At 65.5% G+C, this 21240-nt stretch carries 21 protein-coding genes; 7 read left to right on the top strand and 14 right to left on the bottom strand.

The window, feature by feature from the left end; translation table 11 throughout:
• Positions 1 to 86: 86 nt before the first annotated feature.
• Positions 87 to 497 carry an Hsp20/alpha crystallin family protein gene (locus tag E3O54_RS05835; protein WP_104099262.1) on the bottom strand — a complete coding sequence of 137 codons (411 nt, stop codon included), beginning with the start codon at positions 495 to 497 and terminating at the stop codon, positions 87 to 89.
• A gap of 175 nt (positions 498 to 672) precedes the next feature.
• On the opposite strand from E3O54_RS05835, the gene E3O54_RS05830 reads away from it, so the two are divergent.
• Entirely contained in the window at positions 673 to 1032 is a 360-nt protein-coding gene (locus tag E3O54_RS05830) for a TIGR02611 family protein (RefSeq protein ID WP_134373943.1), read from the top strand.
• On the opposite strand, the gene E3O54_RS05825 is transcribed toward E3O54_RS05830, so the two are convergent.
• Complete coding sequence (locus E3O54_RS05825; RefSeq protein WP_134401150.1) at positions 1029 to 1721, bottom strand: ScbR family autoregulator-binding transcription factor; 693 nt, start codon at positions 1719 to 1721, stop codon at positions 1029 to 1031. The genes E3O54_RS05830 and E3O54_RS05825 overlap by 4 nt on opposite strands.
• Before the next feature lie 211 nt (positions 1722 to 1932).
• Here E3O54_RS05825 and E3O54_RS05820 point away from each other — a divergent pair, with 211 nt between their 5' ends.
• Positions 1933 to 2160, top strand: a complete 228-nt coding sequence (locus E3O54_RS05820) for a PLDc N-terminal domain-containing protein (RefSeq protein WP_134401149.1) — start codon at positions 1933 to 1935, stop codon at positions 2158 to 2160.
• Between the two features lie 28 nt (positions 2161 to 2188).
• On the opposite strand, the gene E3O54_RS05815 is transcribed toward E3O54_RS05820, so the two are convergent.
• Positions 2189 to 2659, bottom strand: coding sequence for a universal stress protein (locus E3O54_RS05815; RefSeq protein ID WP_104099266.1), 471 nt, complete (start codon positions 2657 to 2659; stop codon positions 2189 to 2191).
• Positions 2660 to 2762: 103 nt separating this feature from the next.
• Between E3O54_RS05815 and E3O54_RS05810 the strand changes: the two genes are divergently transcribed.
• From E3O54_RS05810 to E3O54_RS05795, 4 genes are all read left to right on the top strand, one after another.
• Complete coding sequence (locus E3O54_RS05810; RefSeq protein ID WP_174720192.1) at positions 2763 to 3653, top strand: hypothetical protein; 891 nt, start codon at positions 2763 to 2765, stop codon at positions 3651 to 3653.
• Positions 3654 to 4002: 349 nt separating this feature from the next.
• Entirely contained in the window at positions 4003 to 4863 is an 861-nt protein-coding gene (locus tag E3O54_RS05805; protein ID WP_134401148.1) for a hypothetical protein, read from the top strand.
• Between the two features lie 163 nt (positions 4864 to 5026).
• Complete coding sequence (locus E3O54_RS05800; RefSeq protein ID WP_134401147.1) at positions 5027 to 6544, top strand: ATP-binding protein; 1518 nt, start codon at positions 5027 to 5029, stop codon at positions 6542 to 6544.
• A complete protein-coding gene (locus tag E3O54_RS05795) occupies positions 6538 to 7212 on the top strand; it encodes a response regulator transcription factor (RefSeq protein WP_134343221.1) in 675 nt (224 codons plus the stop codon). Before E3O54_RS05800 ends, E3O54_RS05795 begins: the two co-directional genes overlap by 7 nt.
• A 106-nt stretch (positions 7213 to 7318) precedes the next feature.
• On the opposite strand, the gene E3O54_RS05790 is transcribed toward E3O54_RS05795, so the two are convergent.
• On the bottom strand, positions 7319 to 9535 hold the full coding sequence (locus E3O54_RS05790) for a PxKF domain-containing protein (RefSeq protein ID WP_134401146.1): 2217 nt from the start codon (positions 9533 to 9535) through the stop codon (positions 7319 to 7321).
• A 198-nt stretch (positions 9536 to 9733) separates the two neighbouring features.
• Between E3O54_RS05790 and E3O54_RS05785 the strand changes: the two genes are divergently transcribed.
• On the top strand, positions 9734 to 10171 hold the full coding sequence (locus E3O54_RS05785) for a DUF1801 domain-containing protein (protein ID WP_134401145.1): 438 nt from the start codon (positions 9734 to 9736) through the stop codon (positions 10169 to 10171).
• Positions 10172 to 10282: 111 nt separating this feature from the next.
• Here the strand turns inward: E3O54_RS05785 and nrdF are convergent, their stop codons facing one another.
• The 10 genes from nrdF to E3O54_RS05735 form a co-directional block, all read right to left on the bottom strand.
• The gene (nrdF, locus tag E3O54_RS05780) at positions 10283 to 11257 is read right to left on the bottom strand and encodes a class 1b ribonucleoside-diphosphate reductase subunit beta (RefSeq protein ID WP_104099273.1); all 975 of its coding nucleotides are present in this window, start codon (positions 11255 to 11257) and stop codon (positions 10283 to 10285) included.
• A gap of 79 nt (positions 11258 to 11336) precedes the next feature.
• The gene (nrdE, locus tag E3O54_RS05775) at positions 11337 to 13469 is read right to left on the bottom strand and encodes a class 1b ribonucleoside-diphosphate reductase subunit alpha (protein WP_104099283.1); all 2133 of its coding nucleotides are present in this window, start codon (positions 13467 to 13469) and stop codon (positions 11337 to 11339) included.
• Positions 13470 to 13474: 5 nt separating this feature from the next.
• A complete protein-coding gene (nrdI, locus tag E3O54_RS05770; RefSeq protein ID WP_104099274.1) occupies positions 13475 to 13879 on the bottom strand; it encodes a class Ib ribonucleoside-diphosphate reductase assembly flavoprotein NrdI in 405 nt (134 codons plus the stop codon).
• A gap of 86 nt (positions 13880 to 13965) precedes the next feature.
• A complete protein-coding gene (gene nrdH, locus E3O54_RS05765) occupies positions 13966 to 14199 on the bottom strand; it encodes a glutaredoxin-like protein NrdH (protein WP_104099275.1) in 234 nt (77 codons plus the stop codon).
• A 164-nt stretch (positions 14200 to 14363) separates the two neighbouring features.
• On the bottom strand, positions 14364 to 14852 hold the full coding sequence (locus tag E3O54_RS17320) for a type IV toxin-antitoxin system AbiEi family antitoxin domain-containing protein (protein ID WP_134401157.1): 489 nt from the start codon (positions 14850 to 14852) through the stop codon (positions 14364 to 14366).
• Between the two features lie 127 nt (positions 14853 to 14979).
• The gene (locus E3O54_RS05755) at positions 14980 to 16071 is read right to left on the bottom strand and encodes a sugar-binding protein (protein ID WP_104099277.1); all 1092 of its coding nucleotides are present in this window, start codon (positions 16069 to 16071) and stop codon (positions 14980 to 14982) included.
• A gap of 49 nt (positions 16072 to 16120) precedes the next feature.
• Positions 16121 to 17455, bottom strand: a complete 1335-nt coding sequence (mmsB, locus tag E3O54_RS05750; protein ID WP_134371968.1) for a multiple monosaccharide ABC transporter permease — start codon at positions 17453 to 17455, stop codon at positions 16121 to 16123.
• Entirely contained in the window at positions 17452 to 19002 is a 1551-nt protein-coding gene (gene mmsA, locus E3O54_RS05745) for a multiple monosaccharide ABC transporter ATP-binding protein (RefSeq protein ID WP_104099279.1), read from the bottom strand. The genes mmsB and mmsA overlap by 4 nt, the downstream gene beginning before the upstream one ends.
• 477 nt (positions 19003 to 19479) lie before the next feature.
• Complete coding sequence (locus E3O54_RS05740) at positions 19480 to 20496, bottom strand: LacI family DNA-binding transcriptional regulator (protein WP_104170404.1); 1017 nt, start codon at positions 20494 to 20496, stop codon at positions 19480 to 19482.
• 443 nt (positions 20497 to 20939) lie between these two features.
• On the bottom strand, positions 20940 to 21240 hold a 301-nt coding region (locus E3O54_RS05735), incomplete at its 5' end, for a transposase (protein ID WP_166805205.1).

Here is a 21240-nt window from a genome sequence, read left to right as displayed (position 1 = left end):
CGCCTCGTGTGCCGAGAATCGCCCGTGCAACGGGGACTCTCGGCACAATCGGCGACTTTCGCCGGGCGCGCGGGCGCCCGACCGGCTCAGCTTCGCGCGATCGGCACCTTCTTCGGCTCCTCGGCACCCTCGGGCACCGGCACGCGCACCTCGAGCACGCCGTCCCGGTAGGACGCCGTCACATCCTCTTCCTTGGCTCCGCGGGGCAGCGCAATGTCGCGCGTGAACGAGCCGTACCGGAACTCGGTCCGGTAACCGTCCTTGTCCTTGTGCTCGGTCTTTTCCTGCCGCTCGGCCTGGATGTGCAGCACGCCGTCGCTGACCGACACATCGACATCTCTTTCCGGGTCGATTCCAGGCAATTCCGCCCTCACAACCAGGCTGCCGCCGTCGCGGAATTCCTCCACCCGCAGGGCCGGAGTGTCCCAGTCGCCCTCGAAAAAGCGCCGCACCGGCTCCGGCATTTCGAAACGCTCGCGTTTTGCAAGTGCAGCCATGATTCGTCTCCTCCGTGTTGCCCGAATGTAGTCACCCGGATGTGGTTACCCGGATGTTGCTCCAGATGCCACGCACAGTACCCCCGAGGCCCGTGCCACGCCGCGGAGATGGGGGCGACAGCGGCGACGGATGCCCGCGCAGCAGGTTCCCAGCGACCCCGCTTAACCTGAGCGAATGACCGTCATCCTGCAGCGCGATATCGCCAGCGAACGCACTTCCGCGCACCCGATCCGGCGCTTCCTGCGCCGGAGCCGCGCCTGGGTGGACCAGCATCCGCGGCTGCGCTGGCTCTACCGCACTGTGGTCGGCGTGCTCGGCTCCACGGTGGCCGTCATCGGGCTCCTCCTGGTGCCCCTGCCGGGGCCCGGCTGGCTGGTCGTCTTCCTCGGAATCGCGATCCTGGGCACGGAATTCCCCACTGCGCACCGCATCGCGGTGGCCCTCAAGCGCATCCTGACTACGGTCTGGGCGTGGTGGCGCTCCCGCCGGGCACGCGCGTCCGCCGGAGGGTCGACCGCTTCGGCTGGGTCCTAGGCCCGATCCACTACCCCGCCCGCAGCGCCCGGGCCCGCGGCGCAGCTCGCCCGTACCTGGGCCGGCAGGGCGGTCAGATTCGCCCGCCGCTCGTCCGGAAGCCCGGCCGGGAGCAGGCCCGGCAGCACCAGCGCCCACATCTCCTCCACCCGCTGGAAGAGGTCCGCCCGCCCGGTGAGCACCTGGGAGACGGTCTGCACGCCCGTGAAAGCGGGGCTGATGAAGTGCGCGGCGGCCTCTACATTCAGATCGGCCGAAACGTCGCCTTCATCGATCGCGCGTCGCAGCACCTTCCCGCAGACATCGATCCAGTCATGGAACGGACCGACCACCGGCACCGAGAAATTGGAGGCCTCCATGGTGAGACGGATGCCGGCACTCACCACCGGCTCGTCCCGCACCTGCGCCGCCAGCTCAAAAGTCATCAGGATGAGGGCTTGCAACCCGGGCATCGTGCCGTCCAGCAGCCTCTGGCCCAAGCCGATCGAGGCCTCGTGCTGCGCCTCGATCACGGCGAGCGCGAGCGCCTCCTTGGACGCGAAATGAAAATAGAGTGCGCCCTTGCTCACTCCGGCGGCGACTTCCAGTCCGGCCAGGGTCGTGCTGCCGTACCCGTGCTCCCGGAAGGCGACCGCCGCACCTCGGATGATCGCGGCCCGCGTTCCGATCGCCCGTTGTTGCTGCGCCATTCCACTCCTCGGTTATTCCGGTTTCCAGCGTAGCGACTGCCCGAACCGGGGTCGCACACGGCCCCGCGCATCCGTTGTATCGTCTCTGCCTCAATCGGCACCAATCTGCCTCAATCGACCCCACAGAAGATACCGTTTGGTATGGTTTAGGCACGGGACGCTGTGATTGGGGAAAACGGGCGTCTCAGGGGGTTCAACAGGGGAGGTCGTAATGATCGATAGTGCAGGCATGGTGCAGACGGCAGCACTCGGACTCGGCGGCCTCGCCGTTCTGGGCAGCGCGGCGCTGATCGCCGCCGCCCTGACACAGATCAGCCGGGCCATCCACCTGCGGCAGGCGGCGCGGGCGAGCTGGGTGCTGGCCGTCGTCTGCGCGCCGGTCTTCGGGGCGGTCGCCTGGTTCGCGGTCGGCAACCGGATCGACGCCGACCAGAGCTGACTGGAGCCGACCGCCGCCAGCGGTCGGCTCAGGTGTTCGGGCGCACGACCAGCACCGGGCACTTGGCGTGCCGCACGCACTGTTCGCTCACGGAACCCAGCAGCATGCCGCTGAGGCCGCCGCGGCCGCGGGAGCCGACCACGAGCATCCGTGCGCCTCGGGACACGTCGATCAGGGACTTCAACGGACTGGCGTAGACAGCCCGGTAGGTGACCTTCACGTCGGGGTGCTTGGCCACCTCGGCCATCACGGCCTCGCCGAGCTCAATGCGCACCGCGTCGGCATAGTCCTCGATCGACGCGACATAGCCGAATTCCCAGTTGGCCGGGCGCGGCGCCGTGTCGATGGACCACGCGCGCACCAGCACGACCGGTGCGTGCAGCTGCTCGGCGAGGTCGAGCGCCACGGTCACGGCGTGATCGGCGTGACCCGATCCGTCGTGTCCGACGACGATGCTGTCGCTGGAAACGGGAGTCTGTTCTGGCTGTGTGTCAGGCATGACCCCAAGCTACTCCGGGGGCCCGGGTCGCGACGCGCGCGCTGCTGCGTGTCGGCCGCCTGCTCCCAGCCCCTTCCCGCAGTGCCCCGGTAAGGTCTCCCCTATGACGTACCTGGGCACGCCGCGTCGACGACAGACCGCACTGGCGATGGTCGTCACTCTGGCCGTGCTGGGCGCTGGTCTGGCGCTGGCCGCGTCGGTGCACACCACCGACGAAGCAGCCGCGCCTACCGGTTTCGCCCCCGGTGCGATCATCAGCGACTACAACTTCTACAACGCCGACTCCCTGAACGAGGGCGAGATCCAGTCGTTCCTGGGGGAGCGCTCCTGCATCCCCCGTGACGGCTCACCGTGCCTGGCCGACTACGAGGAGAACACGATCTCCCAGCCGGCCCACGGCGAGGGGCACTGCACCGCCTACCCCGGGGGCCGCAACGAGTCGGCCGCCCGCATCATCGCGAAGGTGTCCGCGGCCTGCTCCATCAGCCCGAAGGTGCTGCTCGTGCTGCTGCAGAAGGAGCAGTCCCTGCTTACCCGGCCGAGCGCATCCGGTTATCTGCGCGCCACCGGCTACGGCTGCCCCGACACGGCCGACTGCGACACGGCGTACTTCGGCTTCTTCAACCAGGTCTACCGTGCCGCCTGGCAGTTCCGGCAGTACACCCAGGAGCCCGAGCGCGCCTACAAGATCGGAACCGTGCGCGTGGGCTTCAATCCGGATGCGAGTTGCGGGGTGTCCTCCGTCACCATCGAGAACCAGGCCACCGCGAACCTCTACAACTACACGCCGTACCAGCCCAATTCCGCCGCGCTGGCACGCCCGGGCACCGACGGCGACGGATGCTCGACGCACGGCAACCTGAACTTCTGGCGGTTCTACAACCAGTGGTTCGGGGCGTCGGAGGCCGTGGGCTATCCCACGGCGTTCAACTCGTGCCTGAACCTCGTCGGCGGCCAGCCCTGCCGCAAGCACGGGCTGTTGCCGACGCCCTGAGCGGTCCCGACGGTTCGCGTTTCCGCGCTGGTTTCTCCGCCGGTTTCTCCGCGCAGAGCGTAATCGCCCCGAGGTCCCGGGGCTCCGCCGGGTCCGGTCGCCCGGCCGGGCGAACACCCGTGACCTGGCACTCTCAATCCCTGATCAGGCGGTATCCTTGGCCCGAATGTGCGCGCACCGGACGGTGACGGGGCCCGGTGACACACCCGACCGGAACAGCTGGGCAGCCAACCCGATTCCCAGCCCGCACGGACCGGCCCCCCACTCCCGGTACCTAAACTCCTCCGATGACTACGAACGGTCGATCGGGTTTTTCGCCGACCGGCCGCCGCAATCGAAAGGATCCACTTTGAACAAGCACACGATCTCCCCGGCAGCCGACACCTCCCGCACCAAGCGCGTCGCCCTCGGCGCCGCCTCCGTGCTGACCGCCGGAGCCCTTCTCGGCGTCGGCGCGCAGGGCGCCACCGCCGCCCCTCAGAGCGCCGAGCCCACAACGAGTTTCAGCTCGAGTGCCGGCACGCGCGGGGATGCCGGCGCCACGGCGAACGGCGAATTCCTGGCGTCGCTTTCGGCCGAACTTCGCGCAGACCTTTCCCACGGGCAGAGCGGCAATGTGAAGGCCCAGAAGGTGGCCACCACCCTCTCCGAGCACGCCGAGCTGTTCGACACCCTGCCGGCGAACCTGCAGGATGACCTGACCGCGCTCACGGACGCCTCCGGGGCGACCGACCGGGCCGCCGCCGTCGACACCGTGCGCACCACCGCGCTGGCCGGCGGCTACGGCGAGGAGATCACGAAGATCGCCGAGGCCGTGCGGGACAACCCGGAGCACCCGTTGACCGCCGCCATGGAGGCCGCCCTGGGCAGTGACCTCGGCACCGCGCCGGGCACCGCGGACACCGACCCGACCGCGGACGCCGGATCCTCGGTGACGGAACTGGCCCTCAAGCTGGCGGACAACCCCGCGCTCCTCGACAACCTGCCGGCCGACCTGCAGGCCGACCTGGCCGAGCTGAAGAACGCGCCCGCCGCCGAGCAGGAGGCCGCCGCGCAGAAGCTCGAAGAATCCGCCCTCAGCGGCGACTACGGCAGCGTGGTCCAGAAGATCGCCGAGCGGGTCCAGGCACACGTGGCTGCCGAGGCTGACGCCGGTGCCCGTGCCGACGCGGGGGCCGGTGCCGGCGCGGACATTCACGCCGGAAACTAGCACCCGCATTAGAACGGATGCCCGGACGCGCAGTGCGCGTTCGGGCATCCGTCTGCCTTGTCCCCCATTCGGGGACTGACCGCCCGGAGGCGGCGCGGCTAGGATCGCCTCACCCGAGCGGCTGACCCGACAGCTCCGGCAACGCGTTCCCAAGGCGATTCTCATGGGCACCACAGGACCCCGAAGTTTTCGCTCCCCCGCGGTTTTCGCTGCCCCGCCGCTGTCCCCGGCCGGGCATCCGCAGGACGACTCCCGCGGCGCAGAGCCTGACCGGCGAGTGCACGCGCTCGGGGCGTGGGCGGGTCGCTCACGACTCACCATCGCCGCCTGGCTCGTCGGGCTGGCCGTCACCAGCGCCCTGTTGTGGAGCCCCGCCGTGGTCTTCGGGGTCCGCAATCCCTCGGCTCACCTCGTTCTCGACTCGGTCGACGCCTGCGTGGCGTTGCTGGTGGCGTCCCTCGTGTTCGGTCGGTTCCTGCGGCACGGCCGGCTGCAGGATCTGCTGCTCTTCCAGGGTCTCGTGCTGCTTGCCGCGGCGGGCCTGGGCCTGACCTACCTGACCGAGGTGCTCGGCGGAATCCGCGCGGAAACGCTCGACATCTGGCTTCCGCTGGCCATCCGGGTCGTGGGCGCCCTGCTGATCCTGGCCGCTGCCCTGGCGCACACGCGACCCGCGAAACGGATGCTCCGGCGCCGGCTGCTGGCGCTGGTTCCCCTCCCCCTGGTGGCCGCGGTCTACCTCGCCCTCTGGACCGGCCGGGACCGGCTCCCCGTGGCGTTCGACCCGGGTTCCGCCCCGGTGTCCGCGGAGAACGCGCTCCTGACGGGCCATCCCGTGCTGCTCCTCGCCCAGGGCGCGGCGGCCATGAGTTTCTTCATCGCCTCGGTGGCCTTTGCGTCACAGTCGGCCAAACGGGACGACGAACTGCTCCGCTGGCTCGGCCCGGCCTGTGCGCTCGGGGCGTTCGCCCGCCTGAACTACGTGCTCTTCCCATCCCTGTACACGGACTGGCTCTACACCGGGGATCTTCTCCGCACCGGCTGCTACCTGCTGCTGCTGGTCGGCGCGGCGCGGGAGATCCGGACCTACTGGCGGGCGCAGGTCACCGCGGCGGTGCTCGATGATCGGCGGCGGCTCGCCCGCGAGCTGCACGACGGAGTGATTCAGGAGCTCGCCTATATCCGCGCGGAAAGCCACGCCATTCCCGTGGATGTCGCATCCGGCATCCGTATCGTCAACGCCTGTGATCGCGCCCTCGACGAGGCGCGGGCGGCCGTGCAGGCGCTCGGACGCACGAGCGATGAGCCGCTGAGTTTCACCGTTCACCGGGCGGCCACGGAGCTGGCCGCGAGGTACGGAATCGACCTGCGGGTCGACCTCGATGAGGCCATCACCGTCGATTCGGAGCAGCAACACGCGCTGATGCGCATCACCCGGGAGGCGGTGTCCAACGCGGTGCACCACGGCAAAGCCATGGGGGTGCACATCCGGCTCAGCGAGGCCGGAGGCCGTCGGCGCCTCGCGATTGCGGACGACGGGGTGGGGTTCGATGTGCCGGCCGGCACCGACACAACCGGTTACGGCCTGGTCAGCATGCAGGCTCGGGCGCGGGCGCTTCCGGGCACGTTCAACGTGGAGGCACGACCCGCGGGCGGAAGCGTGGTGACGGTCCAGTGGTAGACGGCACCGGCATCCGCGTCGTCATCGCCGATGACCATGCCCCGATACGATCGCTGATCCGCCAGGCCCTCGAGGCCGGTGGCTGCGAAATCTGCGGCGAGGGAGCAAGCGCAGCGGATGCGATCCGGCTCGCCCTCGATCACCGCCCCGACGTGGTGCTGCTCGATATCAACATGCCGGGGAATGGGATCCACGCCGCCCGGGAGATCGGCCGGAGCCTGCCGGAGACGCCCATCGTGATGCTCACGATGTCGAAGGACGACGACGACCTCTTCGATTCCCTGCGCGCGGGTGCCTCAGGCTACCTGCTCAAGGATACCGATCCCGGCGCTCTGCCGGGTGCGCTGCGGGCTGTTCTGGCGGGCGAGGCGGCCATGGCGCCGGAGCTCATGCTGCGGGTGCTCGGCGAGTTCCGGGCGCCCGCGCGGCGCCGCTTCCTGCGCCGCTCCGTGGCCGCGAGCAAGCTCAGCGCGCGGGAGTGGGAGGTGATGGAGTTGCTTGCGGAGGGAAACTCCACCAAGGCGGTAGCCGCCCGGTTGTTCGTGTCGCCGACGACGGTGCGGGTGCACGTCTCGGCTGTGCTCCGCAAGCTCGCCCTCACGGACCGCGAGAGCGCTTTCGAGCGGCTCCGTGACGAACGCGGCGAGCGGGGCTCACCTCGGTCGTAGAGCCTGGCGGGCCGCGGCGGCCGGCACGATTCCCGCGTCTGGGGGCGCAGGACGGAAGGCCCCGAGTTCCGCTCGGGGCCTTCCGTGTTCCGCTTGCGCTCGGTGCCTACTTCAGCATGAAGTTGGCACTGATCGTGGAACCGTCCTGGGCGGTCATGGTGACCACGGCGCAGGTACCCGGCTTCTTGGGGGTCTGCCAGTTCTGGATGAACTGCCCCGACGTCGAGTCATACCGCAGGCTCGTGCCACCCGTGGTGGTGAGTTCGATCGCATCCGTCACCGCGGACGAACCCGGGCAGGTCACGGCCGTGGCGGTGAAGCTCTTGACGGCCGAGACGCTGGTGAGTTCGGCACCGGAGAAGATCTCGAACTTCAGCGGGACGGAGCTGCCGCCCTTCACCGTGTTCCAGACGTTGGCTCCCATATCGACCGGGGCGTAGAAGCCCTTCAGGGACCAGGCCAGCACCGTGTACGCGACCCTCGACGTGCTCGTATTGCCGGCCGTGTCGGTGGCGGTCGCCAGGTACGAGTGATCCCCGACTCTGGTGCCGCCGCCGGTCACGACGCAGGAGGCAATTCCGGACAGGGCGTCGGTCGCGTAACAGCTGGGCGCGGCCGGGTTGCTTCCGTACTGGTAACTACCGGTGGGGCCGCCCAGGAGAGCAACGGTGGGTGCGGTCGTGTCGATGTCGATCCCCGACACGCTCGCGGTCGCGGTGTTGCCGGCCCGGTCGGTCGCGGCGCCCGTCACTGACTGGCCCGCCCCCTCGACCAGGGTCACGTCGCCCGCACAGGTGGCGATGCCGGATCCCGCATCACGGCAGGTGAAGCCGACGACGACGTCCGCCGCGTACCAGCCGGCGGCGTTGGGAGCGGCCGGGTCGAGGGTGGACGAGATGGTCGGGTCGACGGAGTCGATGTTGATCCCGGTCGTCGTCACGGTCGTCGTGTTGCCGGCCTTGTCGGTCACGGTTCCCGTCACCGACCGGTTCGCGCCGTCGTGCAGGGTTGTGTCGCCCGGGCACGTGGCGATTCCGGACCCTCCCACGTCCTCACACGTGAAGTGGACGATGACGCCCGCGTCCGTTGTGTACCAGCCGTCGTTGCCCTCGGGGGCGACCGGGTTGAGAGTGTACGAAATGGTCGGGTCGACGGTGTCGATGTTGACCACCGCTGCGGTCGCGTCGGCGGTGTTACCGGCGTTGTCCGTCGCGGTGCCGGTCACGTTGTTCACACCGTCGGTCAGGGTGATGTCGGCCGGGCAGGCGGCGATGCCGGACCCGCCGACATCCGTGCAGGTGAAGTCGACTGTGACGAAGCTCGTGTACCAGCCGTTGGCGTTCGCGTCGGCCGGGTCGAGCGTGTACGAAATCGTCGGGTCGACGGTGTCGACGGTGATCCCGGACACTGTCACGGACGCGGTATTACCGGCATTATCGGTCGCGGTACCCGTCACCGACTGGTCCGCACCGTCCATCAGGATCACGTCGGCCGGGCACGTGGCGATGCCGGATCCTCCGACGTCTTCACACGCGAAGTGGACCAGGACGCCCGAGTCCGTCGTGTACCAGCCATTGGTACCGTCGGGGTCTACCGGGTTGAGCGTGTACCCGATGGTCGGGTCGACCGTGTCGACGACCGTGTAGGTCACCGTCGCCGTTGGGGCGTTGAGCCCGCCGGCGTCGGTGTAGTCGCAGGTCGTGGTCTGGGTGCCGAGGCCATTCAGCAGCGCCCCGGTGGTCACGGAGGCGGCCGTGGGGTTGACGTCTTCGGCGTCGACCACCAGGCAGGTGGCGGTCGGCACGGTACCGATTTCATAGCTGGCCCCGTTGCTCACCCCGTTGACCGAGACCGAAGGCGCGGTGTTCGTCGGAACCGGCTGGGTGATGATAATGGGGATACCGACCTGGTTCTTGAATTCTCCGCCGCCGGCCGGCTGCGCCAGGATGAGGACCGTCACGGTACCGCTCTGGGCAGCGGTGCCCGCTGTGAAACTGACCGGGAAATCGTCGGTGCAGTTCGTGATGACCACGGGGTTGGGGCTGGCCGTGACGCCGGAGGGTGCGACCACGGTGAGTTTCAGCGGGCTATCACCCGCATCGATGTTGCATCCGATGTCGCCGTCACTCTTGCCGTTGGCGTTGAGCCTCATCGTGGCGCTTCCGGCCGTTTCCGATCCCGCAACGAGGGTGACACTGGCCGAACCCTCGATGCTGTCCTGAATGATGTCCGCGTAGGCAACCCCACCGAAGGCCAGGACGCTCACCGCCGTGATGGCGGTGATCGTCGTTGCGATACCCGTTCGCTTCAATATTCGTTTCATGGTGGCTGCCCCTGCGCTCGGCGGGAAGACCCTCGGGTGGGCCATCCCTCCCACGAAGGTATGTCTGCGCCGGATCCTCGGGAACGGCGGGGGCGTTCAAACAGCTAAACGCATGGTCCCAGGACCGTTTGAATCCCTAAACGCGTCAGAACCTCGGCACACATGCCCGGTCAGGGGTGCCCGCGCCATAATGGCGCCATGGCCGAAATCAAGACGCAGCCGACGGATGCCTCCGTCGAGGACTTCCTGGATGCCGCGACGCCCGCCCGCCGCCGCGCGGACGGCAAGGCCCTCGACGCGCTCTTCCGCGAGGTGACGGGCGCCGACCCTGTCCTCTGGGGTCCATCGATCGTGGGCTACGGCAGCTTTCGCTACGTGTCGCCCGCGAACCCGCGCAACCGCGGAGACTGGCCGAAGACGGGGTTCTCTCCGCGCAAGGCGCAACTGTCGATCTACTGGCTCAAAGACCTCCCCGAGGGCGCCGCGCTCCTCCCGCGGCTCGGCGCGTACACGGAGGGGGCGGGGTGCGTCTACGTGAAGAAGCTCGACGACATCGACCTCGGTGTTCTGCGTCGGCTGGTCGCGATCGCCTGGTCCCGGGGCGACGACCCCGCGCCGGCGGCGGCCACGGAGTAGGTGGCCGGCCCGCACCCCGTCGAAACAGACAGTTCCGGTCGAGTTCGCCCGGCATAGCGGGCGACCTCGACCGGAACTGTCGACGTCGGCGGTGCGGTCACACGATCGGGACTAGAAGTCCCAGTCGGCGTCTTCCGTGTTGACGGCCTTGCCGATGACGTAGGAGGAGCCCGACCCGGAGAAGAAGTCGTGGTTCTCGTCGGCGTTCGGCGAGAGCGCGGCCAGGATGGCCGGGTTCACGTCGGTGACGGTCTTCGGGAACATGGCCTCGTAGCCGAGGTTCATCAGCGCCTTGTTGGCGTTGTAGTGCAGGAATTTCTTGACGTCCTCGGTCAGGCCGTGCTCGTCGTAGAGGTCCTGCGTGTACTGGATCTCGTTCTCGTAAAGCTCGAACATGAGATTGAAGGTGTAATCCTTGATCTCATCGCGGCGCTCCTGCGACGACGCCTCGAGCCCCTTCTGGAACTTGTAACCGATGTAGTAACCGTGTACGGCTTCGTCCCGGATGATCAAACGGATGAGGTCGGCCGTGTTGGTGAGGCGGGCGCGGCTCGAGAAGTACATCGGCAGGTAGAAGCCCGAGTAGAACAGGAACGACTCGAGCAGAACCGAGGCGACCTTGCGCTTGAGCGGGTCGTCGCCCTGGTAGTACTTCATCACGATCTCGGCCTTGCGCTGCAGGTTGACGTTCTCCGTCGACCAGCGGAACGCCTCGTCGATCTCCTTCGTCGACGCGAGGGTCGAGAAGATCGAGGAGTAGCTCTTGGCGTGCACGGACTCCATGAACGCGATGTTCGTGTAGACGGCCTCTTCATGGGGCGTGATCGCATCCGGAATCAGCGACACGGCACCCACAGTGCCCTGGATCGTGTCGAGCAGGGTCAGCCCCGTGAACACGCGCAGGGTGAGCTGCTGCTCCGCCGGGGTGAGCGTGGCCCAGGACTGCACGTCGTTTGACAGCGGGACCTTCTCCGGCAGCCAGAAGTTGTTCGTGAGGCGGTTCCAGACCTCGACGTCTTTTTCGTCTTCGATCTTGTTCCAGTTGATCGCGTCAACGTGGGAGACGAGCTTGAGCTTGTCAATCATTGGTTGTTCCTTAGTCGGCGGTGCATAGGCGATTCAGCGTTCGGAGAGCTCGGGTTCGGGGAGCTCGGGGCAAACTCACTCAGAGAGCGCAGGAAACACAACCCTCGACCTCGGTGCCCTCGAGGGCCATCTGGCGCAGACGGATGTAGTAGATGGTCTTGATGCCCTTTTTCCACGCGTAGATCTGCGCGCGGTTGATGTCGCGGGTGGTGGCGGTGTCCTTGAAGAACAGCGTCAGCGACAGGCCCTGGTCGACGTGCTGCGTGGCAGCGGCGTAGGTGTCGATGACCTTCTCGTAGCCGATCTCGTAGGCATCCTGGTAGAACCCGGTGTTGTCGTTCGTCATGAACGGCGCCGGGTAGTAGACGCGGCCGAGCTTGCCTTCCTTGCGGATCTCGATCTTCGACGCGATCGGGTGGATCGATGCGGTCGAGTTGTTGATGTAGGAGATCGACCCGGTCGGCGGCACGGCCTGCAGGTTCTGGTTGTAGATGCCGTGCTCCACAACGGATGCCTTGAGCTCGGCCCACTCTGCCTGCGTGGGAATGTGCACGTCGGCCTGCGCGAACAGCTCGGCGCCGCGCGCGGTGGCCGGCTCCCAGATCTGGTCGGTGTACTTGTCGAAGAACGTGCCGGAGGCGTAGGTGGAGTCTTCGAAGCCGACGAACGCATTGCCGCGCTCGATGGCCAACTTGTTCGAGGCGCGGAGGGCGTGGAACAGCACCGTGTAGAAGTAGATGTTGGTGAAGTCGATGCCCTCCTCGCTGCCGTAGTAGATACGCTCCCGGGCGAGGTAACCGTGCAGGTTCATCTGGCCCAGGCCGATGGCGTGCGACTTGTCGTTGCCGTCTTCGATCGAGCGCACGGAGGAGATGTGGCTCTGCTCCGACACCGAGCTGAGGCCGCGGATGGCGGTCTCGACGGTCTTGCCGAAGTCGGGCGAGTCCATGGACAGGGCGATGTTCATCGACCCGAGGTTGCAGGAGATGTCCTTGCCGATCTGGTCGTACGACAGGTCCTCGTTGTAGGTGGTCGGGGTATTGACCTGGAGGATCTCCGAGCAGAGGTTCGACATGTTGACGCGACCCTTGATCGGGTTCGCCGCGTTGACGGTGTCCTCGAACATGATGTACGGGTAGCCGGACTCGAACTGGATCTCGGCGAGCGTCTGGAAGAAGTCGCGGGCTTTCATCTTGGACTTCTTGATGCGCGGGTCGTCAACCATCTCGTGGTACTTCTCGCTGACGGAGATGTCGGCGAACGGCACCCCGTAGACGCGCTCGACGTCGTAGGGCGAGAACAGGTACATGTCCTCGTCTTTCTTCGCCAGCTCGAACGTGATGTCGGGCACGACCACGCCGAGGGACAGCGTCTTGATGCGCACCTTCTCGTCGGCGTTCTCACGCTTGGTATCGAGGAAGCGCATGATGTCGGGGTGGTGCGCGTGCAGGTAGACCGCGCCGGCACCCTGACGGGCACCGAGCTGGTTGGCGTAGCTGAAGGAGTCTTCGAGCAGCTTCATCACCGGGATGATGCCGCTGGACTGGTTCTCGATCTGCTTGATCGGTGCACCGGACTCACGGATGTTGCTGAGCAGCAACGCGACGCCGCCGCCGCGCTTCGACAGCTGCAGCGACGAGTTGATGCCGCGGGAGATCGACTCCATGTTGTCTTCGATACGGAGCAGGAAGCAGGAGACGAGCTCCCCGCGCTGCGCCTTCCCGGAGTTCAGGAAGGTGGGGGTGGCGGGTTGGAAACGCCCCGCGATGATCTCCTCGACGAGGGAGATCGCGAGCTGCTCGTCACCCTGAGCGAGGCCCAGCGCGGTCATCACGACTCGGTCTTCGAAACGCTCGAGGTACCGTTTTCCGTCAAACGTCTTCAGCGTGTACGAGGTGTAGTACTTGAACGCGCCGAGAAAGGTCTGGAAGCGGAATTTCTTCGAGTACGCCAGCTTGTTGAGGTCGGTGATGAACTCGAACGAGTACTGGTCGAGCACGGCCTGCTCGTAGTATTCCTTCTCGACGAGGTAGTCGAGGCGTTCGCGCAACGTGTGGAAGAACACCGTGTTCTGGTTGACGTGCTGCAGGAAGAACTCCCGCGCAGCCTCGCGGTCCTTCTCGAACTGGATTTCCCCGTTCGGGCCGTACAGGTTGAGCATGGCGTTGAGGGAGTGATAATCCATCGCCAGGCCGGGAGCCGGGTGAGCCATGGTCTTCACGGCTGTTGCTTCCAAAATGATTCCAATCCGTCGTGGACGATGCGCACATCATCCGGAGTTCCAAATACTTCAAAGCGAAACATGTGGGGCACCTTGCACTTCTGGGCGATGATGTCCCCGGCGAGGCAGTAGCCGGTGCCGAAATTCGTGTTGCCCGCGCCGATGACGCCGCGGATGAGCGAGCGGTTCTGCTCGTCGTTCAGGAACGTGATGACCTGTTTGGGCACCGCTCCCTTGCTGTCGCCGCCGCCATACGTCGGCACGACCAGCACGTAAGGTTCGCTGACCTGGAGCGGCTCATCGCGCGCGTAGATCGGGATGCGAGCGGCCGGGCGACCCAACTTCTCAATGAAGCGGTGCGTGTTGCCCGAGGTGCTGGAGAAATACACGATATCGGTCATGGAACACCTCCTGTTGCTGAGAAGTCGGCACGCCAAACGACGCTTTTTTACGGACTGTTGCGACGCCACCCCCTGGCGCCGCGGTGCTACGCGAGGCGCTGCGCGAGTTCGTTGATCTTGTCGGGGCGGAAGCCCGACCAGTGATCTTCGTCGGTGATAACGACGGGAGCCTGCAGGTAGCCCAGGGCCTTGACGGCTTCCAGGGCGTTCTCGTCGAGCGAGAGGTCGAGGATTTCGTATTCGATGCCCTTGTTGTCCAGGGCGCGGTAGGTCGCAGTGCACTGCACGCAGGAGGGCTTGGTGTAGACCGTGATTGCCATGGAGGGCCTTTCTCGTCGTTCAGGGATCAGTATTCAAAATCGGTTCAAACATCAGTGCTCAAAATCGGTTTTCATGTGAAATCTGAAGTTCAAGGCGCGCTGTGTGTTGAACTTCAATACTACATCTAGTGATGCTCGAAAGGAATGGCCACTACATACAGTAGTTACAAGTATGTAGTTATCCACCGACATTCCACCGGTTGTGCACAGCCCCACGGATGCGATTCGAGCCAAATCACGCGGAATGCGGCAAAGTTATCCACAGGCAGCGCAGAGGCAGAACTCGAGCCTGTAGAAACCCTGTCGGCGTGTCGCTCGCCCTGAGGCGCGCCGCGAACGCGGTCGCCCAATCCCAGCGGTCGAAGCTGCAGGGCATGGTCGATCATGGCGACGCTCACGAGAAAGCTCGTGCTCGCCGCGGACGCGTGCGACAGCACGAGCGGCCGGCCCGCGGCCGCGACCGTCGAAAGCACAAACGGGCGGTAGCGCTGATCGGGATCGGCGGAACGCCGCAACTCCCCCGAAACGTAGATGCCGCGGCGCGTGCGCACGAGTTCACCGCGGCGGATCAGGGCGTCGACGGCGTGTGAGTTGAGGCCGCGTTCCCGGAGCGCGGCATAGGTGACGAGCCCGTCGAAGCGGGCGCTGACGATGTCGGGGAGTTTGGTCTCACCTCACCCTGCGGGCGGCGGCAGCGAGCCGGACACGCGAGAGGGCCGGCCCCCGTGAGGAGCCGGCCCTGGTGTCGAGATGCTGTGATGCAGGTGTACTGCCGGTTTGTTACTCGGTCAGCGGGGCGAGGTTCGGGTCGTTCGCGTATGCCTCGGACGCGTTTTCCTTGGTCACGATGACCGGGGGCAGCAGGTAGGCCGGGACGACGATCTTGCCGTTGTCGTAGGACTCGGTGTCGTTGACCTCGGGGGTGTCGCCCTTCTGGAGAACGTTGACCATCTCGATGGCCTTGTCAACGAGCACGCGGGTGTCCTTGTTGATGGTGGAGTACTGCTCGCCGGCCATGATCGACTTGACCGACTCGACCTCGGAGTCCTGCCCGGTGACGACCGGGATGTCCTTGCCGGCGGCCTTCACCGAGGTGATGATCGCACGAGCGAGGGTGTCGTTCGGGGAAAGAACGCCATCGAGCGTCTTGTCGCCGTACGTGCTGGTAAGCAGCGCGTCCATGCGGCTCTGAGCGTTCTCAGCCTTCCAGCCGGCGGTCGCCGTCTGCTTGATGTCGGTCTGGCCGGAGGCGACGACGAGGGTTCCGTCGTCGATCTTCGGCTGCAGCACGCTCATCGCGCCGCCGAAGAAGACGGCGGAGTTGGCGTCATCCGAGGAACCGGAGAACAGCTCGATGTTGTACGGGCCTTCCGGCTTCTTCGTGGCCAGTCCGTCCAGGAGCGCCTGGCCCTGGAGTTCGCCGACATTGAAGTTGTCGTAGGCGACGTAGTAGTCCACGGCCTCGGTGTTCAGGATGAGGCGGTCGTAGGCGATCACGATGGCGCCGGCGTCGCGGGCCGACTGCACCTGGGTGGCGAGCTGGCCACCGTCAGCGGCACCGATGATGATGACCTTGGCACCGTTGGTGACCATGGCCGAGATCTGGTCCTGCTGGTCCTTGACCGTGGTCGAGGCACCGGCGTACTGCACGTCGCCCTTGTAGCCGGCCTCCTTGAGGCCGTCTTCGAAGAGCCCGCCGGCGAGAACCCAGTTCTCAGAGGTCTTTGAGGGGAGGGCGACGCCGATGACCGAATCCTGGGCGAAGCCGGCAGCAGCGCCGTCTTCGCCGGCGGTGTCCGTGCGGGTGGAGCAACCTGAGAGTGCCATCAAGGCCACTGCGGCGATCGCAGTTGTCGCAAGAATCTTTCGCATTGTCGATTTCTTTCTGTTCGTTGTGGTTTGGTGAAGGGAAAAATCTGGGCTAGTTGGGCCGCGTGGCCTGCGGCCGCGCGCTCTCCGGGGTGCCCGTGTCGGGCACGACCAGGGGTGGCTCCGCCGGGAATTCGGCAGTCTTCTTCTTCTGGGTCAGGAGGCCGATGATCGATGGACGACCCTGGCTCTTGTTCCACACGTCGACACCCACGGCCACCAGGAGCACCATGCCCTTGATGATCTGAACCCAGTCGGAGCCGACACCCAGCAGCTGCAGGCCGTTGTTCAGCACCGCCATGACGAGACCACCGATGATGGAGCCGACGACGGTTCCGATTCCGCCGGACACGGCAGCGCCACCGATGAACACGGCGGCGATCGCATCGAGCTCCCAGCTGAGGCCGTCCTGCGGGCCGGAGGCCACCGAGCGGGCCACGAAGATCATGCCGGCCAGGGCCGAGAGGATCGACATGTTCATCATGACGAGGAAGTTCACCCGACGGGACTTGACCCCCGAGAGTTCGGCGGCGAGCTTGTTGCCGCCGACCGCGTAGACGTGACGGCCGAAGATCGTGTTACGAGTGACGAACGCGTAGAAGAGAACGAGCACTCCGAGGATGATTCCGGAGACCGGGAAGCTTGTGCCGACGCGGCCACCGGCGAAGAGGACGGATGCGTAGACGATGACGGCACAGAGAAGGGCGACTTTCACGATGCTCACCCACAGCGGTGCGGGCGTCGAACCCATGATCTTCTGAACCCGGCGGGCACGCCATTCGGAGTAGACGACCGCGACCACGATGATGAGCCCCAGAAGCAGGGTCAGGTTGTTGTAGCCCGTGTTCGGGCCGACCTCAGGAAGGTAGCCGGAGCCGATGATCGTGAAGCCGTCAGGAACGGGGACCGTGTTGGCGTTACCGATGACCTGGTTACCGCCGCGGAAGATGAGCATGCCGGCCAGGGTGACGATGAAGGCGGGAACCCCGACGTAGGCAACCCACGCACCTTGCCAGGCGCCGATCAGCATTCCCACAAACAGCCCGAGCAGGATGGCCAGCGGCCACGGGAAGTTCCAGTCCCGCATCGCGGTGGCCACCACGATGCCGACGAAAGCGGCAACGGATCCGACCGACAGGTCGATGTGGCCGGCGATGATCACCATGACCATGCCGATGGCGAGGATGAGGATATAGGAGTACTGGCTGACCAGGTTGATCAAGTTGCCGGACGACAGCGTCAGTCCGTCGGTCAGGTACTGGAAGAGCAGAATGATGGCGATCAGGCTGAAGAGGATGCCGAACTGCCGCAGGTTCGAGCTGCCGCTGCCGAAGATCTTCTTCAGATCACCAAGAGCGCCTCTGCGGGTACTCGTGTCTTCACTCATATGCTCTGAACCTTCTTCCGTGCGGAGGTCATACTTTTCATCAGGGTTTCGGGATCGGCGGACTCCGCCGGGATGCAGTCGGTGATCGCACCCTCGAAGACCGTGTAGATCCGGTCGGCGAGGCCGAGGAGCTCTGGGAGCTCAGAAGAGATCAGGATGACTCCCTTGCCCTGTTCGGCGAGCTGCTGGATGATGCCGTAAATCTCGTATTTCGCGCCGACGTCGATGCCACGGGTCGGCTCGTCCAGGATCAGCAGGTCAGGGTCCGTGAACATCCACTTGGCCAGAACGACCTTCTGCTGGTTGCCGCCGGAGAGTTTGGAGACGCCCGCATTGACGCTGGGTGTCTTGATCCGCAGGCTTTTGCGGTATTGCTCGGCGATTCCGAATTCTTTGGAGTCGTTCACGACCTGCCCGGCCGAGATCTTCGAGAGCTTGGCCGAGACGACGGAACGCTTGATGTCGTCGAGCAGGTTCAGGCCGAGTGCCTTGCGGTCCTCGCTCACGTAGGCGAGGCCGTGGTCGATCGCGTCGGCCACGCTTTTCAGGACGATTTCCTTTCCGTCCTTATAGAGGTGGCCGGAAAGGAAGTTGCCGTAGGAGCGCCCGAAGATGCTCATCGCCAGTTCGGTGCGCCCGGCGCCCATCAGGCCGGCGATGCCCACGATCTCACCCTTGCGCACGTTCAGGCTGGAACCCTTCACGACCATGCGCTCGGCGACCTGCGGGTGCTGCACGGTCCAGTCACGAACCTCGAAGAAGACCTCGCCGATGTGCGGTGTGCGGTCCGGGAAACGGCTCTCCAGGCTGCGCCCGACCATGCCCCGGATGATCCGGTCTTCGTTGACTCCGTCGGCCACGACATTCAGGGTTTCGATCGTCTTGCCGTCGCGGATGATCGTGATCGAGTCTGCGACCTGTTCGATCTCGTTGAGCTTGTGGGAGATCATGATCGAGCTGATTCCCCTGCCCTTCAGCCCGCGGATCAGGTCCAGCAGATGCATGGAGTCCGACTCGTTCAGGGCCGCGGTCGGCTCATCGAGGATGAGCACCTTGACCGACTTGTTGAGGGCCTTGGCGATCTCGACCAGCTGCTGCTTGCCGACGCCGATGTTCTTGATCAGGGTGTCGGGGTCGTCCCGCAGCCCGACGCGCGCCAGCAACTCGAGGGCCGTCTTCTTGGCGGTGATCCAGTCGATTGCACCCCACTTGGTCGGCTCGTTGCCGAGGAAGATGTTCTCGGTGATGGAGAGTTCCGGGATGAGCGCAAGTTCCTGGTGGATGATGACGATGCCCGCTTCTTCGCTCGAGCGGATGTCCTTGAAGTGCACGTTCTGACCCTGGTAGATGATGTCGCCCGTGTATGTGCCGGAGGGGTAGACCCCGGAGAGCACTTTCATCAGGGTGGACTTGCCGGCACCGTTCTCGCCGCAGATCGCGTGGATCTCGCCGCGATTCACCGTGATGGAGACGTCCGACAGGGCCTTGACCCCGGGAAACTCCTTGGTGATGGACCGCATCTCAAGGATTACGTGGTCAGTGGACATCGTTGGACTCCTCACGCCCGGGGGCCACTACAGGTATCCCATACCGACAACGGAATGGACGCGCGAAGGATCATCCCGCTCCCGCTCAGCAGGGCGGCAGCGGAGCTGCCGGGCAGGTGGAAAAGTGTGCTCACAAGCTTGACCTCAATGTCATGCGTTTGGAAAAAAGTGCTGGAGATCGAGTCCATGTGACCGATCACATTGACACTATAGACCCGGTGATAGTCCCGGTGTCAAGTTTCGTTTTGTCACGCTTGCGTAACAGGCTGTTGCTCCCCTGAGCGGGGTCTGAGGTCAGGACATTCCGCCGAGCCCAGCCGGCTCACGGACGGTCCCGGCGGGGCGGCTTACCACTTCTTTAGTGCTGTGCGGAAACAGGGAACTGCTCGACAATGCGCTCAAGGAACTCCGGAGAGAGTCGCGGGGGAGAGCGAACCCTTCACGGGTGATCGAGGCGAGGTCGCGCATGTGCCGAACTCAGAACGCGGGCGGTGCGGTCGAGCCGCGCACGATGAGCTCGGGAATGATCGGGTCGCTCCGCTCGATCGGTACCCCGCCGCTGAGGTTGCTGAGCAGAAGGGCGATGCACCGCCGCCCGAGTTCGGCAAAGTCCTGGCGCACTGTCGTGAGCGGTGGCCAGAAGTGTGCCGCTTCGGGAATATCGTCGTAGCCGACGATACTCATGTCGCGCGGCAGGTCGAGGCCCGCCTCGCGGCAGGCGTGCATGAACCCGAGCGCCATCAGATCATTCGACGCGAAGATGGCCGTGAAGTCCCGCCTCCGGAGCAGTTCTCGTCCGGCACGGTATCCGAAGTCGGCGGTCCAGTCGCCCAGAATCGGCGCCATGGTCGGCACATCCATTTCCCACATCTCGTCGAGGAAGCCGCGCATTCGGGCCTCGGCCTCAATCCAGTCCTGGGGTCCGGCAAGGTGGTAGATACTCCGATGGCCGAGGTCGATCAGGTGCCGCGTGGCCTGTCTGGCACCGGTCATCTGGTCGACGGACAGGGAATTGTCGAGGCGGCCGGTGGACTGCAGGGTGACGAACGGCACATCGATGGACAGCTGTTCCAGGGCGTCGAAGACCCGCACCTGCGGCGCGATCACGACGATGCCCTCCACGGACTGGTTCATCAGGTGCTCCAGCGCCGCCTCGATCGACTCCGTGTCGACGGATGTGAGGTTCGCGGTGTTGACGTAATAGCCGGCTTCCTGGGCGGCGTCCTGGATGGCGGCGATGCTGCTCGCCGGCCCGTAGGCACTCTCCGCCGAGAGCAGGCCGATGGTGCGCGAACGCCCGCGCGACAGTGCGCGGGCCGCCCGGTTCGGCCGGTACTGCAGGTCTTCCATGACCTGCAACACCTTCGCCTTGGTGGAATCACGGATGCTGGGGTGGTCGTTGAGCACGCGCGAAACGGTCTGATGCGAGACCCCCGCGAGGCGCGCCACATCACGGATGCTCGGGGCACGCCCCTTGGGCAGATCGATAGTCACAGGAAGACCTTGTTGGCATGTGCACGGTCACAATTGTGAACGCAAATCAAGTATGCACTCCGGTGAGGCTGCGCGAGGCACCTCACTGCGGACTCCTGCCATGCCCCCTGCGACGGGGTGACCGGGCAAACGCAGCGGATCGACGACGAATGCCGCCGCAGGCATGTTGAGCCGGGCTTGATTCAAATAACAGAATACGATGCCCTGCGCGCCGACTCTCAATGCTCTACCAACCGCACGGCCACCGCCACATTCACACCCACACCCACACCCACACCCACACCCTGCGTTGGGCCCGCCGCACCCGGTATCAAACCAATTCGACGGAGATTTTCGCGTGTAACCGCTCTCTTGGCCCATTCAGTGCCGATTTGGGCAANGCTCTCTTGGCCCATTCAGTGCCGATTTGGGCAAAATCTCGGCTCTCCTGCTGCTTCTGTGGGTTAATCCCGGCCGGGGAGTGCGGGTTTGTGGCCGCCGAGGCTGAGCATGGCGAGGGCGATGAGGGCGTCGGGTGATTTGAAGCCGAAGGCGATTCGGGTAAGGAGCCGGATCTTGGTGTTGACGGACTCGATCCGGCCGTTGGAGAGGCCGTGCTCGATCGATGCAAGGATCGCGGCCCGGTGCTTGACGATGGAGCGTTGAAGTTTCACGAACGACGGGATTCGGCTGCGGCGGGCCCATCCGACCCACTTGTCCAGGGCCTCGGCGGCTTCGTCGCGGGGCAGCTTGAAGACCAGCCGG

Source organism: Cryobacterium sp. TMT2-4 (genome assembly GCF_004402575.1).
GTDB classification, from domain to species: Bacteria; Actinomycetota; Actinomycetes; order Actinomycetales; family Microbacteriaceae; genus Cryobacterium; species Cryobacterium sandaracinum.
This window is presented reverse-complemented; position numbering and strand designations above follow the sequence as displayed.